The sequence below is a fragment of the Rhodocytophaga rosea genome (genome assembly GCF_010119975.1).
Classification (GTDB): domain Bacteria; phylum Bacteroidota; class Bacteroidia; order Cytophagales; family 172606-1; genus Rhodocytophaga; species Rhodocytophaga rosea.
This window is the reverse complement of record NZ_CP048222.1, coordinates 5,609,871-5,623,793: the sequence shown is the minus strand read 5'-3', so window position 1 is coordinate 5,623,793 and position 13,923 is coordinate 5,609,871. Positions and strand designations below refer to the sequence as shown.

The 13,923-nt window shown below is 41.1% G+C and carries 13 protein-coding genes; 9 read left to right on the top strand and 4 right to left on the bottom strand.

The annotated features are described in order from the left end of the window. The first annotated feature begins 91 nt into the window (after positions 1–91). A complete protein-coding gene (locus GXP67_RS23245) occupies positions 92–874 on the top strand; it encodes a DUF3667 domain-containing protein (protein WP_162445326.1) in 783 nt (260 codons plus the stop codon). On the opposite strand, the gene GXP67_RS23240 is transcribed toward GXP67_RS23245, so the two are convergent. Further along, positions 860–1,567: a Nif3-like dinuclear metal center hexameric protein gene (locus tag GXP67_RS23240; RefSeq protein WP_162445325.1), complete on the bottom strand. Its 708-nt coding sequence runs from the start codon at positions 1,565–1,567 to the stop codon at positions 860–862. The two genes, GXP67_RS23245 and GXP67_RS23240, sit on opposite strands and share 15 nt — an antisense overlap. 219 nt (positions 1,568–1,786) lie before the next feature. On the opposite strand from GXP67_RS23240, the gene GXP67_RS23235 reads away from it, so the two are divergent. From GXP67_RS23235 to GXP67_RS23225, 3 genes are all read left to right on the top strand, one after another. Then, positions 1,787–2,992, top strand: a complete 1,206-nt coding sequence (locus GXP67_RS23235) for an acyltransferase family protein (RefSeq protein WP_162445324.1) — start codon at positions 1,787–1,789, stop codon at positions 2,990–2,992. 302 nt (positions 2,993–3,294) lie between these two features. Further along, positions 3,295–3,516 carry a hypothetical protein gene (locus GXP67_RS23230; RefSeq protein WP_162441257.1) on the top strand — a complete coding sequence of 74 codons (222 nt, stop codon included), beginning with the start codon at positions 3,295–3,297 and terminating at the stop codon, positions 3,514–3,516. A gap of 59 nt (positions 3,517–3,575) precedes the next feature. Further along, complete coding sequence (locus GXP67_RS23225) at positions 3,576–5,006, top strand: PRC-barrel domain-containing protein (RefSeq protein WP_162445323.1); 1,431 nt, start codon at positions 3,576–3,578, stop codon at positions 5,004–5,006. A 70-nt stretch (positions 5,007–5,076) separates the two neighbouring features. Here the strand turns inward: GXP67_RS23225 and GXP67_RS23220 are convergent, their stop codons facing one another. The 3 genes from GXP67_RS23220 to GXP67_RS23210 form a co-directional block, all read right to left on the bottom strand. After that, positions 5,077–5,724, bottom strand: coding sequence for a bifunctional 4-hydroxy-2-oxoglutarate aldolase/2-dehydro-3-deoxy-phosphogluconate aldolase (locus GXP67_RS23220; RefSeq protein WP_317170069.1), 648 nt, complete (start codon positions 5,722–5,724; stop codon positions 5,077–5,079). 70 nt (positions 5,725–5,794) lie between these two features. Further along, positions 5,795–6,811 (bottom strand): 2-dehydro-3-deoxygalactonokinase, encoded by a 1,017-nt coding sequence (locus tag GXP67_RS23215; protein WP_162445322.1) that lies wholly within the window; start codon positions 6,809–6,811, stop codon positions 5,795–5,797. A gap of 52 nt (positions 6,812–6,863) precedes the next feature. Next, positions 6,864–7,502 carry a hypothetical protein gene (locus GXP67_RS23210; RefSeq protein WP_162445321.1) on the bottom strand — a complete coding sequence of 213 codons (639 nt, stop codon included), beginning with the start codon at positions 7,500–7,502 and terminating at the stop codon, positions 6,864–6,866. A 71-nt stretch (positions 7,503–7,573) separates the two neighbouring features. On the opposite strand from GXP67_RS23210, the gene murD reads away from it, so the two are divergent. The 5 genes from murD to GXP67_RS23185 all read left to right on the top strand — a co-directional run bounded on the left by murD (position 7,574) and on the right by GXP67_RS23185 (position 13,918). Continuing rightward, positions 7,574–8,923, top strand: a complete 1,350-nt coding sequence (gene murD / locus GXP67_RS23205; protein WP_162445320.1) for a UDP-N-acetylmuramoyl-L-alanine--D-glutamate ligase — start codon at positions 7,574–7,576, stop codon at positions 8,921–8,923. A 42-nt stretch (positions 8,924–8,965) separates the two neighbouring features. Beyond that, entirely contained in the window at positions 8,966–10,108 is a 1,143-nt protein-coding gene (locus GXP67_RS23200; protein WP_162445319.1) for an FtsW/RodA/SpoVE family cell cycle protein, read from the top strand. A 338-nt stretch (positions 10,109–10,446) separates the two neighbouring features. Then, the gene (gene murG, locus GXP67_RS23195; protein ID WP_162445318.1) at positions 10,447–11,556 is read left to right on the top strand and encodes an undecaprenyldiphospho-muramoylpentapeptide beta-N-acetylglucosaminyltransferase; all 1,110 of its coding nucleotides are present in this window, start codon (positions 10,447–10,449) and stop codon (positions 11,554–11,556) included. Between the two features lie 158 nt (positions 11,557–11,714). Further along, positions 11,715–13,121, top strand: coding sequence for a UDP-N-acetylmuramate--L-alanine ligase (gene murC, locus GXP67_RS23190; RefSeq protein ID WP_162445317.1), 1,407 nt, complete (start codon positions 11,715–11,717; stop codon positions 13,119–13,121). 77 nt (positions 13,122–13,198) lie between these two features. Then, the gene (locus GXP67_RS23185; protein ID WP_162445316.1) at positions 13,199–13,918 is read left to right on the top strand and encodes a cell division protein FtsQ/DivIB; all 720 of its coding nucleotides are present in this window, start codon (positions 13,199–13,201) and stop codon (positions 13,916–13,918) included. Positions 13,919–13,923: the final 5 nt, after the last annotated feature.

Genomic DNA, 13,923 nt, shown 5'->3' with positions numbered 1-13,923 from the left:
ATACACAGGAGTATACAGTACAGCATCATGGGTAGTTTAATAGTACTGGTGCTTTTAATTTATATCTATTCTGGCTATATAATAACCTTCTATGATAGAAACCCTTACAACAGCCACCTGTAAGAATTGCACAGCGGAAGTGGAGATGAATTATTGCCCGGTTTGTGGGCAGAAACGTACCGAACAACGGGTTACGTTCCGTAAAATTTATAAGGAATTCCTGCACGACTATCTGGGCTTTGACAGTGGTATTTTTTATACGACCAGGAATCTTTTACTCCGGCCAGGTCATACAGTGAATGAATACCTGGCAGGGCGCCGCAAGCCCTATCTCAAGCCCTTGCAGTATTACCTGATATTGCTGACCTTGTACTTTGTCATCTCTTCGCTTTTCAACATAGACCTGATGAAACTCGGTCAATCCATGACGCAGGATGCAGGATTAACCTCTTCTTATAGTCCGCAGATGCAGGAGAAGATGCAAAAATTCAATTACATTTTTGACGGCAATCTGAAAGTCATTACTACCCTGATGCTTCCATTAACAGCGCTTGCCTTGCTTATGGTATACCGCAGGAAGAACTATAATTTTACAGAGCTGCTGGTATTTACTTTATATATCTACGGGCTGACGATGGCGTTTTATTGTCTGCAAAATTTGCTGCTTGCCTTTCCTCTTTCTCCTCTTCCCAGTAAACTCCTCTTCTACACTCTGCTATTAATGGGATATGTATATATAGTGTTTGCTATTGTGCAGTTTTTTTCAACTAAAGGCTTGCTGGGAATATTGAGGGCTATCTGGGCATTGGTGTTAAGTTACCTCATATACATTATTCTGGTAACTGTGCTATGGACGGTATTATTTATGATGTGATGCCGGTACAACCTGTATATCGGGCCACTTACTGGTAAGCAGATTTGCCAATACATGTAATCCATATCTTTCACTCTGCAGGTGACCAGCAGCAATTATATGTAATCCTGTCTGGGCAACTGCTGACACAGCCGGTTTTCTGAACTGCCCGGTCAGATACAGTTGTACGTTTTTCCTGGCCACTTCCCAGACGAGGCTCTCAGTCATTGCACCCATTACCGCAACTTTGTTTATTTCGCCTGTAACACCTTTATAGATTTGCTCCGGCGGACCAAAAAGAGTTTCTAGCTGAGAAATAAACCATTCAACCCTGACAGTTGATATAATACCAGTCATGCCTATTGGCCTGTTTTCTTTCTGGCCAATAGGCTCTATATCTGTCATCTGCAATTGTGCAGCCAGCAAAGGATTATACCCCAGGGTCAGTTTTTCGTCAAAAGGCAGATGATAACTCAATACACCAGTATTTTCAGGCAGTTGTTCCAGATTCAGTTTCCAGGGTCGATGAACATATAAAGCATCCAGCTCATGTTGCGCAGTCCAATCATAGATTTGAGGCCATGGTTCCAGCACCAATCCCATCTTCCTGACTGGCGCAATAGTTGGTCTCCATATCCCATGTTTTTCTTTCGGATACTGGCCTACTTGTAAATACTCGTCCAGAAAATAGCTGATCTCAGAGAGTAAGGGCATATATAAAAGTGTATGAATAAGAATAACCCGAAAATGCAGGTTCCTGTTTACCGCAATCAGGAATGATATAGGCCAGATGGGTATTATCAAGCAAGTTCCTGTTTGTTGAAGAAAGAATTTATTCACCATGCGGTAGCATCCTTTCCGGCAGTCGTTCTATCTTACCGGAAAATACGTTCCTGAGTAAAATTTGCCCTACATTTGATAAAAACAGTTGCCATGTTACCACATTCTTCATCAGGCTTGCTCACCGGTCAGAGGCGCTACGACCTGGACTGGCTGAGAATTATAGCCATTTTATTACTGCATTTTTATCATACCGGAATGATTTTTACAGCTGAATGGGGCTGGCATATTAAAAATAACGAAACCAGTTACGTTTTCCTGGAGTGGATGTATTTTCTTTCCCGCTGGCGGATGGCATTACTGTTTTTTATTTCCGGTGTAGGCACCAGTTATGCTCTGGGATTTCGCAGCAGTTGCACTTATGTAAAAGAACGGGCTAGCCGTCTGCTGATTCCATTGATTTTTGGGATGTTTGTAGTAGTACCTCCACAAATCTATTTCGAACGGCTATTCCGGGGACAAAAATTTAGTTCAATCCTGGAATTCTATCCCAATGTATTTCAGTTTGTACCCTATCCGGAAGGGAGTTTTAGCTGGCATCATCTGTGGTTTATCGCATATTTATTTTTGTATTCGTTGCTGGCACTGCCTTTTTTCCTTTACCTGCGATCAGCACAGGGAAAAAGGCTTATCAATTCATTGGCTAAGCTGAGCATTTATGTTTTTGGGCTGCCTCTGGCACTAGCATATGTAGCCTTGCTGGTCGCTTTTCCGCCAGGAAACCAGAATTTAATTTCTGACTGGGCCATGTTTACTTTCTATTTCCTGCTGTTTGTGTTTGGCTACATTATTCATACGCACCCGGACTTCTGGCAGCAGATTGAAAATAAACGCAAGCTATCGCTCAAACTGGCTTTTATTAGTATTGTGGTTATTAACTTTATGCGCTGGAACGATCTGGAACCAGAATGGTCGTATAATCTGCCTAATTCCCTCTACCTGAGTTTAAATGCGTTTAATTCCTGGCTCTGGGTACTGGCTCTTTTAGGGTATGGCAAACATTATCTGAACCGCAAAAACAAACTGCTTGCCTATGCCAACGAAGCCATTTATCCCTTTTACATCCTGCACCAGACGTTTATTGTCGTAATCGGATATTATGCCATTCAGTTGCAGGAGGAGATTATGCTTAAGTTTATATTCATTGTTGTGGTAACCTTCTTCCTATCAATGGGGACATATGAGTTTTTTATCAAACCTTATCGCATTACCCGTTTGCTGTTTGGGATGAAAGAAAAAAAAACAAAACCAATTCATAAGGAAAAAAGCATCCTGATTTCGATGCCTGAGCAGGCTTAAAAGATATATTTTATTCATCAATTCATTAACATATTTATAAGAAGCGCTGACTAAGAAAGAAATTTACTTTTATTACTCAGCGCTTCTTATTCTCTATTAAGATTCACATCTGGCCTTTTCTAGGGAGGTGCTTCAATTTTAGGGGCTACTCCCCAACAAACTCTTCTGTATCCCGTAGACTATCCTAATAAGCAGTGGATGGACAAACCATCATTTTTTAGGTAAATCTCTCAATCTTCTTGTTAAGCAAACAGATCCATCCGTCCATTGCAGAAATAGGTTAACCATTTATGTCTATTGCTATGGCAGAAATTATTATTAAACGAAAATCAAAGCGGGTGTGGCCCTGGATTCTGGGGATACTGGTGGTGCTGGCTATCGTATTATGGCTGGTCTTTAGAAATATGCAGGTTGAAAACCGGGTGAGCCATTTACAAACCGCCAAACAACCCGAAATGGCGGCTAGGCATTTACGCTATATTCCGCAAGTAACGATTACAAAGCTTGAAACCTTTCTGGCTTAATAGTACAGTCATCAAAGGTACTACAACAGGTGTTCCATAAGCCATTAATTCCAAACCCCATGACGACAGACAGAGCAAACAGACCGAATTCCAGAGAAGATTCCGTTCGCAGTGAGCAGACAAATGCAGATTTACAACGGTTACAGGAGCAAAAAGCGCAGCTTGATACCCAGTTCCACGACAGAATGGAAAAACTGGCGCAGGAAAAAGCAGCTTATGACCAACAGTTCGAAGAAAGGCTTGTAAAACTCCGCCAGGAGGAACAATATAAAGATGATCTGCTGGAAGAAAGAATTTCAAGGCTGCATGAAGAAAGGCAAAATCATGACCATGCCTATCAGGATAAAGTAGCCCGCTTAGACCAGGAACAAGCCGCTGCTGAAAAAGACTATCTGGAAAAAATTGAGCGCATACGTATGCGAGAAGTTGAAGCCGATGAAAAACACATGGAAAAAATGCGTAAAGCCAGTGAGGAAATTCAGCAGAAAATAGATGAACTGAATGTAGAGATTCTGCGGCTGGAAAAACTCCGTCAGGAAAAATTAGCTGAAGTACAATCAGAAACGCATTATAAAAAGCGTATTCTGGAAGACCGGGAGGAATTTATCCGCGACTGGGAGGAAGCGAAACAAGCCTTTAACCGCCGTGTGTCTGAATTACAGCAAGACAAAGTGGAAACCGACCAGGAATATGAGCAGAAAATAAATCTGCTGCGTACCGAAATTCAGCACAATGATACAGGCCTGCAAGAGAAAATTGAGCACCTCAGGCGTGAAAAACAAGTGCATATGGAATTGATTCAGGATAAAATTACGCAGGTGCAACAGGAAAAAATGCGCCAGGATGAATTATATAATATTCAACTGGAAAAATTACAGCAAGATCAGCTATACCAGGAGCGCATGAACCGCCTGAAAGATGATACACTTTTGATTGAGCGGACACATGCGGAAACCCAGCAACAATTACTTCGGGAGAGGGAAACGGTAGAGGAGAACATAGCTAGAAACCGCGAGAGTAACCGTATTTCTTCACTGAAGCGGATGAGAGAATTGGAGAAAGAGTTTGAGGTGGCTGATAAACACCTGGACGTTCGCGGCTGGCCAGTAATTGGTAATAAAGGTGAAGAAATCGGAAAAGTGCAGGAACTGATTGTAGATGTAGAGGCTATGAAAGTAAGGTATCTGGATGTGAACGTATTTACCGGCAACCTAAGTGAAAACATAGCTAACCGCCACATACTGATTCCTATAGGAGCAGCCACTATCGATAAGAACAGCGACTATGTTCTGGTACCTAATTTAGATAGCGCCATGGTAATGAAATTTCCATCTTACACCGGCGAAACCGTTACCAGAGACTACGAACGGACATTGCTTACCACTTTATCACCAGAATACAATCTGAGATCTGGCAGCCAGGAAGATTTTTATAAACAGGAGCCGTTTAACGACAAAGGCTTTTATGAAAAACGTACTGATAAAAGATAGCCGCTTCTAAATCGAATTGATTTTAAGTATAATTTGATATTTGATAAAACAAAGCTGATTTTCACAAGAATCAGCTTTGTTTGTTTTGAAGTTGTTCATAAGCCAGATGTACTGATTTAAAATGCGTGAGTAATCCATCCCAGTCACGGCTGGCAAGCAGTGTTTTATTAAATAGCTGACTTCCCATCCCTACACCATCTGCACCAGCTTTAAAAAAATCAGTAAAGTTATTGACTGTAACACCTCCGGTTGGCACCAGTTTTATTTGCGATAAAGGCGCTTTTACTTCCTGAATATATTCAGGTCCCAGGCGGTTGGCAGGAAATACTTTCACCATGGATGCACCCAGGTTCCAGGCAGTATAGATTTCGGTGGGTGTATATGCACCAGGAAATATGGGAATGCGGTTTTCTACACAGGTCCGTATTACAGATTCATTTAAAATAGGTGTAACAATAAAACTGGCACCAGCGTGCAAAGCGTTTGCAAGGTCTTTTTCGTTGCACACCGTACCTGCTCCCACATTCAGGGTTGTACCATACGCCTCTGCTGTTTCCTGAATAAGTTGTTCAGCGCCGGCTGTATTCATGGTAATTTCAATGGTTGTAAAACCGGCTTGTATATATAGCGGAATAATCTGTTGGATAATGTCTCCCGGAATACTGCGGAGAATACCGATAATGGGTTTTTGGTGAAATAATTCCCAGGAAAAAGGCATATCGTTAATAGTTATTGGTTGTTTGTTTTTGGTTATTTGTACCCATTCACCGTCACTCTATTTCATTGGACTAAATATTGTTAGTTCTTGGTATAAGAGTTAGCTGTTTGCTAATACGCAAGTGCCCGGCGGTTACAATCGTATCGATAATCGTTCCGGAAATAATCTGGCTTTGTGAAGTATATCCCAGGCTTTCAATGGCTTTTGTATAATACGGCAGTAAATGCGAACTACAACAAAGCGTAAGCACTAAATCTTTACCAAGCTGTAGCCCGGCTAATTCCTGACCAATCAGCAAGCCGCTCAGGTAATAATAGTTTTCTGAGCGGGAATATTTTTTAAATAATTCTCCGGTACGGACAGTGAACAGGGTATGCAAGAGATTACTCCCATTTGCAGCCGTTAATACACCGGCTTCAAAAACAGGTGCATGGGCTTCAAAATTGTCTGTTTCCGGCTTTTCTATAGAGTTCCGGAGAATAGTATGCGAAGCAATGGTTTGGAATAGTTCTCCGGTCATAAAGGTTTTAAAGCCAGTCATTTGTTTTCCATGCACATACATATGCTTGGAATGCGTACCAGGAAAAATGCATACCCCATTTTGTAAGTTAACGCTAGCAGACAGACCCATCAACTGGGTTTCTTCTCCCCGCATCACATCATCATCGCTTTTTACACCGGAAATTAGTAGCAACTCATGTGGAAAACTTTCGCCGGAAGGCTGCTGAAAAATACCTGTATCTGTACCTTCCAGAGAGAAAGGCAAACCAGTATAAGAAAGCTCTTTCATCCCGATGGTAGAAGAAGCCATTCCGGAAATAATTACTGGTACTTCGCTTAAAGATTGTCCTACTTTCCTGGATAATATTTCGATCTGCGAAAGCAAATATGACAAATAAAAATCCATCCGCTTTTCAGCGATTAAGGCTTTATCTGAAATTGCTTTCTGATACGCAGTAAACATAATAGCAATGCCTTGTTGGGAAGTAAGTTCTGCTTTTACTATCCCAGTATCTGTTTCTACATATCTTAACCTGAATGCGGAAGTTCCCCAGTCGCAGCTCAGCAGAAATTTGTTTCGATTCATGCGTGCAATTTATATTCAAAATATGTTGTCCGCTATTTTATGAAAAATAATCTCAATGTTGCTGATTTTCCCAGGTATCCAGTTTGATCTTTTCAATCAGCAGGTAATTTTTGAATTCATGCAGCATTTGCGCCATTTGTTCATCTTTTTCCTTTACATCCTGCAGATTTTTATCTGCATTTTCGATAACCGGAATCAGTTTCGCCAGATTTTGTTCCATATGTTCTTTTACCTGCCTGGTTTGCCCTTTGGTTTCTTCATCTATCGCAGGGTTTTGCATAGAAAGCTCCAGCTGTTGAATAAAATCTTCCATAAATTTGAGCATATCCCAGGGATTGTTCGGCCGGTTCCAGACAAACTCAATATGACAACGCCGGCAAAAGTATTTATTCATTTTCCAGCCTTTTTCACTCACATCTACTCCTCTTAATTTCAGGTATTCTTTACTCTTGCATCTGGGGCATTGTGCATTATCCTGTACCGATTTTTTCAGGTTTTCATGCTGCTGCAAAGCAAATAACCGGTTTTCGGCATGGGAATATACTTGTTCCAGCAAACGGTCACAGGTTTCGGCTACTACGCCATGCTCGGCAGCCAGTTTTCCGGATTTAATTAAATTTTGTGCTCTTTTCTTGAATTGAACAGCGGCTTTCACCAGTTCACGCTCTCTTGTATTTAAATATTGATTCATACCAGGGATTATCTGCAATCTGTTGCAATTTAATCTATATTTGAAGTAATTTGGCCAAAATTAATCTAATTATGAAAGTAGTAATTCTGGGTGGCGGCGAAAGTGGCGTAGGTGCTGCGTTACTGGCAAAACACAAAGGAATGGAAGTTTTTCTGTCAGACAAAGGCAGCTTATCTGATAAATACAAACAGATACTGGTAGAAAATGCAATCCCGTATGAAGAGGGTCAACATACAGAAAGCCTTGTGTTAGAAGCAGATGAAGTGATAAAAAGTCCCGGCATTCCGGATAAAGCACCGTTGATACAAGCACTGGTACAGAAAGGGATAACCATTATTTCGGAAATTGAATTTGCTTCCAGGTATACCAAAGCTAAACTGATTGCTATCACCGGAAGTAATGGCAAAACCACTACGACTTTACTCACTTATCACTTACTGAAATCTGCCGGGCTAAAAGTTGGACTAGCTGGAAATATTGGAGAGAGTTTTGCCAAACAGGTAATTGCCGATACATTTGATTATTATGTACTTGAGATCAGCAGTTTCCAGCTGGATAATTCCTATGAGTTTCATCCGCATATCGCTATTCTGCTCAATATCACCCCCGACCATTTGGACCGCTATGAATATACTTTTCAGAAATACATTGATTCTAAGTTTCGTATTGCCCGGAAATTAGCCAAAGAAGATTATTTCATCTACTACAAAGAAAATCCACCCATTGAGAAGGAATTAGCTGTCCGAAATATCCCGGCAATGCTTTTGCCTGTTTCCCTGGAAAGTGAAGTACAAACCGGAGCGTATCTTTCGAATGATACTTTAGTTATCCGTACCGGCTCGCCCATCCGGATTGCACTGGATGAATTACCTGTGCAGGGAAAACACAATGCCATTAACAGCATGGCAGCTATTCTTACCTGCCGTATTCTGGATATTGAGGAAGTTGCAATTAAAGCCGGACTGAAAACGTTTCAGAATGCACCGCATCGCCTGGAAAAAGCAGGAGAAATTAATGGGGTAACCTTCATTAATGATTCCAAAGCCACCAATGTAGATTCGGTTTTTTATGCCCTCGAAAGCATGAAACAGCCGGTGGTGCTGATTGCAGGTGGTATTGATAAAGGAAATGATTATACCCAGATTGAGGAACTGGTCAACCAAAAGGTAAAAGCACTGGTATGTCTGGGAAAAGATAATAGTAAATTGCTGGCATTTTTTAGAGGTAAAGTTCCCATCATTCAGGAAACTGCTTATATTCGGGAAGCCGTGCAAATGGGCTTACAATTGGCTAAACCTGGAGAAGTAGTACTTCTTTCACCAGCCTGTGCCAGTTTTGACCTCTTTAAGAATTACGAAGACCGGGGCACTCAGTTTAAACAAGCGGTGAGTGATTTGAAAAATTTAAAGTTGCAGGATTAAAAATCTACTTTTACTCCATACTCTTAATAATAGAAATTACGAATGGTAAATGATTTTAGAATTTGGTTGCAGAAGAACCTGAAAGGTGACCCTGTCATCTGGTGCATTGTACTGGCTTTGTCCATTATGAGTGTGCTGGTGGTGTATAGTGCAACTGGCACACTGGCCTACAAAAAAATGCAGGGCAATACCGAGCATTACCTGATCAAACATTCATCGCTGGTAATTCTGGGACTTGTGCTCATGTGGCTGGCGCATAAAATTGATTACCGCTATTATTCCAGGCTTTCCAGGGTGGCTTTATGGTTTTCGGTACCGCTACTGGTATTTTCCTTCTTTTTCGGTTCTAATATCAATGAAGCTTCCAGGTGGATCACCATTCCGTTTATCGGCCAATCCTTTCAGCCATCAGATCTGGCAAAACTAGCTCTTATTGCCAACCTGGCCAGTATGCTGGCCAAACGTCAGCAAAAAATAGAAGACTTCAAGATGTCGTTTGTACCGATTATGATCTGGTGTGGTGTGATTTGTGGATTAATTGCACTTTCCAACTTTTCCACTTCTTTCCTGCTATTCGCTACCTGTATGCTCTTGATGTTTGTGGGAAGAGTACCTGTAAAATATTTATTCAACCTGGTAATTGTTGGCCTGATAGCTGGTACATTAGCTTTAGCATTGGGACAACGCTTAGGCACTGTATACAGCCGTTTAAAGAATTACGGAAATACCCTAGTTTACTCCCATGAAGCTCCTTTTCAGGCGCAAATGTCATATGTAGCCATTGCTACTGGCGGTATATTTGGAAAGGGCATCGGCAAAAGTGATCAGCGTAATTTTCTACCTCATCCCTATTCTGATTTTATTTACGCCATCATTATCGAGGAATATGGCATGATCGGCGGCATTTTTACAATTTTTCTCTACCTGGCTTTACTCTACCGGGGAATGCTGGCTGTTTCCCGAAGTGACCGGGCTTTCGGCGGCCTTCTCTCCGCCGGCCTCAGTTTCAGTCTGGTGATTCAGGCGATGGTGAATATGGGTGTGGCAGTAGGATTATTACCTATTACTGGTCTGCCCTTGCCTCTATTGAGTATGGGCGGAACCTCACTGCTATTTACCGGGATTTCCATCGGAATTATTCTGAGTGTAAGCCGGGGAGAAATCAAAGAAGAAGTGATTAAATAACTGGCTCAGTTAAGATTTATAGGATTCCAGGAATTGAAGGAATTATAGTCTGGAACCACGATTCACTGGATTTCAGGATTAGCAGGATTTTATTTAATCCTAATAATCTTATCTATCAAAAAATCCTATTTCCAGACTGCTCATCCTATAAATCATTGTTCCATACAACATTTCTTACATCAGTTCATGCACTGGATAGAAGGAGTATTTTTTAAGCTACTTTTTATTTTTTAAACTCCTGCGTCAACATAAAATAATCATAACTTTATTGAAACCGTATATTAGCAAAAAATTTTGCTAACCCTTATTACCTGTTCACGCAGGTTCCTGATACGACTATGGCAACTAACAAACCAGTAAGAATCATCATCAGCGGTGGCGGCACCGGAGGACATATTTATCCGGCTATTGCTATCGCTAATGCCTTAAAAGAAACCAGCAACTCAGTTGAATTATTGTTTGTTGGCGCAATAGGCAAAATGGAAATGCAAAAAGTACCGCAAGCCGGCTACAAAATCATAGGTTTGCCCATTGCCGGACTTCAGCGCAAACTCACAGCCGCTAATTTGCTCTTTCCTTTTAAAGTGATTAACAGTATATGGAAGGCAAAAAGTATTCTAAAGGAGTTTAAACCAGATGTGGCCGTAGGTGTAGGAGGTTATGCCAGTGGCCCCTTGTTATATGCAGCGGCCTCTGCCGGTATTCCTACCTTAATTCAGGAACAAAATTCGTATGCCGGACTAACCAATAAGTGGCTGGCCAAAAATGCGAAGAAAATCTGTGTGGCCTATCCGGATATGTCAACGTTTTTTCCATCAGACAAAATTATTGTAACCGGTAATCCCGTACGGAAAGATATTCTGGATACTAATCTAAATCGCAGTAAAGCCCTACAGCATTTCAAACTAGCCGAAAATAAGCCAACAATTCTCGTCATTGGTGGAAGCCTGGGTGCCCGTACCATTAATGAAACATTAAAAGCTTCCCTGCAAACACTTTCACAAGCCAACGTTCAGGTAATCTGGCAAACCGGTAAATTCTATTTTGAAAGCTGCAAACAAGCCACGGCTTCCTATTCTACTTCCAATATTCAGGTACATGATTTTATTGCCCCTATGGATTTAGCCTATGGTGCGGCAGATGTGGTGATTTCCAGAGCAGGTGCCTTATCTATTTCTGAATTGTGTCTGGCAGCAAAACCGGCTGTACTCGTGCCTTCTCCCAATGTTTCCGAAGACCATCAGACTAAAAATGCCATGGCGCTGGTAAACAATCAGGCTGCCTTGATGGTAAAAGATGCAGAAGCGATGGAGAAACTCATTCCTGCTACGCTTTCTTTATTAGGCGATGAATCTAAAAAGCGCGAATTAGCTATAAACATCAGAAAATTAGGCAAACCAGATGCTGCTAAACAAATTGCTCAGGAAATTTTGAAACTCATTAAGTAAAAAACAAGTAAAACGATAAAAGAAGAATAAAATAAATCAATAGAAAATGAAATGTGAGTAGCAATAGAAATTAAATGGTAATAAAAAGTGGCTGATATAAAAATATAAACCAAATTTTTTTCAAATTTGCATACAGGATAAAAACAGACTTTACACCATTGAATGTAGCAAACGTTTCCAGCGTATATTTTCTCGGCATAGGCGGCATTGGAATGAGTGCCCTTGCCCGCTGGTTTCATGCCAATGGCTGTTTTGTTGCTGGCTACGACCGTACACCTACTACGCTCACTAATCAATTACAGCAAGAAGGAATTGGGGTACATTTCGAGGACGAAATTGGGTTAATTCCACCAGTTTTTCTGAAAAAGTCAGAAGAAAATTTAATTATTTATACACCAGCTATTCCGAAGAACCACAAGGGATATACTTTCTTTCAGGAAAATGGATACGAGCTTAAAAAACGCTCACAGGTACTGGGCTGGCTCACAAAGAATATGTTTACAGTGGCCGTAGCCGGTACGCATGGCAAAACCACTACTTCTTCCATGGTGGCACATATTCTGAAAGCTTCCGGTAAAAACTGTGCCGCTTTTCTGGGGGGAATTACAGCTAATTACAATACAAATTTACTGATAAACGATCCGGCCAGTGCCGATGCACCTGTCGTTGTGGTGGAAGCAGATGAATACGACCGTTCGTTCCTGACTTTATTTCCGGATATTGCAGTTGTGAATTCTGTGGATGCCGATCATCTGGATATTTATGGCAATGCAGATTCGGTAGTGAGTTCTTACCAGGAATTTATCAACCAGATCAAACCTGCAGGAAGCTTATTTATCAAACAAGGTTTACCCTTGCAAGCACCAAAAGATAAGTCTGTACAGGTTTTTGATTTTTCCAGAACCCAACCTGCTTACTTCCGGGCAGAAAATGTACACATAGCAGATGGCAGTTTTGTATTCGATGTTACTAGTGCAGATATAAGCTTGAAAGATATTCATTTGCAGGTACCTGGTTTTCACAATGTGGAAAATGCATTAGTAGCTATGGCTGCCAGCATACAAGCAGGCGTAACACCAGAGCAGGCCAAACAAGCAATAGAAACGTATAAAGGCGTAAAAAGAAGATTTGAATATATTGTAAAAAATCCTTACCTTGTTTACATTGACGATTACGCCCATCACCCCGCTGAAATTGAGGCACTTTTACGATCTGTCAGGGCACTATACCCGGCAAAGAAAATTACAGCGGTATTCCAGCCTCACTTGTATTCGCGTACCAGAGATTTTGCTGAAGGATTCGCTTCCAGTTTGAGTTTAGCTGACCAGGTAATCTTACTGGATATTTATCCGGCGAGAGAGTTACCCATACCTGGCGTAAGCTCGCAAATGCTGCTGGAGAAGATTACTTCCAGCGAAAAAATGCTATGCGGAAAAAATAATTTGCTGGATGAACTAAATAAAATGTCTATTGAGGTGTTAGTAACCATAGGAGCTGGTGATATTGACCAGCTTATCATTCCGATCAAGGAATATTTCAATAATAAACTATCTGTGAATCAGTAAAGATTGCCATGTTCAAAAGGGTTGGGAACTTTTTCAGGCATAGATTAAAAAGAAAAGTTAAGGTTTTTCTTACATTTGTGATATTCTTTGCCTTGATCAGTTTTGTAGAAAAAAAACAGGCATCTCAGGTTTGTACAAAAGTTAATATTGCCATTGAGGATACACTCGATACCTATTTCATCAATAATGCCGACATTCTGAACCTGGTTTCTAATGGCGGAAGTGAAAATCTGGTAGGAGTGCCCTATAAAAATATTGACTTAAAAAACCTTGAAAACCGGATAAAAACGAATAAATTTATACGAAGCTGTCAGGTTTCGCATGATCTGGAAGGAGTGCTGGCAGTAGAGATAACACAATCCAGGCCAATCGCCCGGATTGTACATAGGCAGGCACCTGATGCTTACATCAGCGATCAGGGAAATATCCTGCCATTATCGGAACGGTTCACGGCCAGGGTAGTATTGATAGAAGGGGCCAATATTGAAAATTTACTAGAAAAAGAAAACATACGTGCAGAGGAAAAGGAAGGAGAAGGCTTTTTTGAATTGTTGCAGTTTATTGACCGGCATAAGTTCTGGAAAGCGCAGATTGCACAGTTATATGTAAACGCAGACGGAACTGTACTTATGTATCCGCAGGTGGGAAGGCAAGTGATCGAGTTCGGAGAGGCTACAGATATTGAACGGAAGTTCGACAAACTGAAAATCTTTTACAAGCAGATAATTCCTGTAAAAGGTTGGAACAGATACAGCAGGGTGAGCCTTGCTTATCAGGATCAAATCATTTGTGAATAATTATT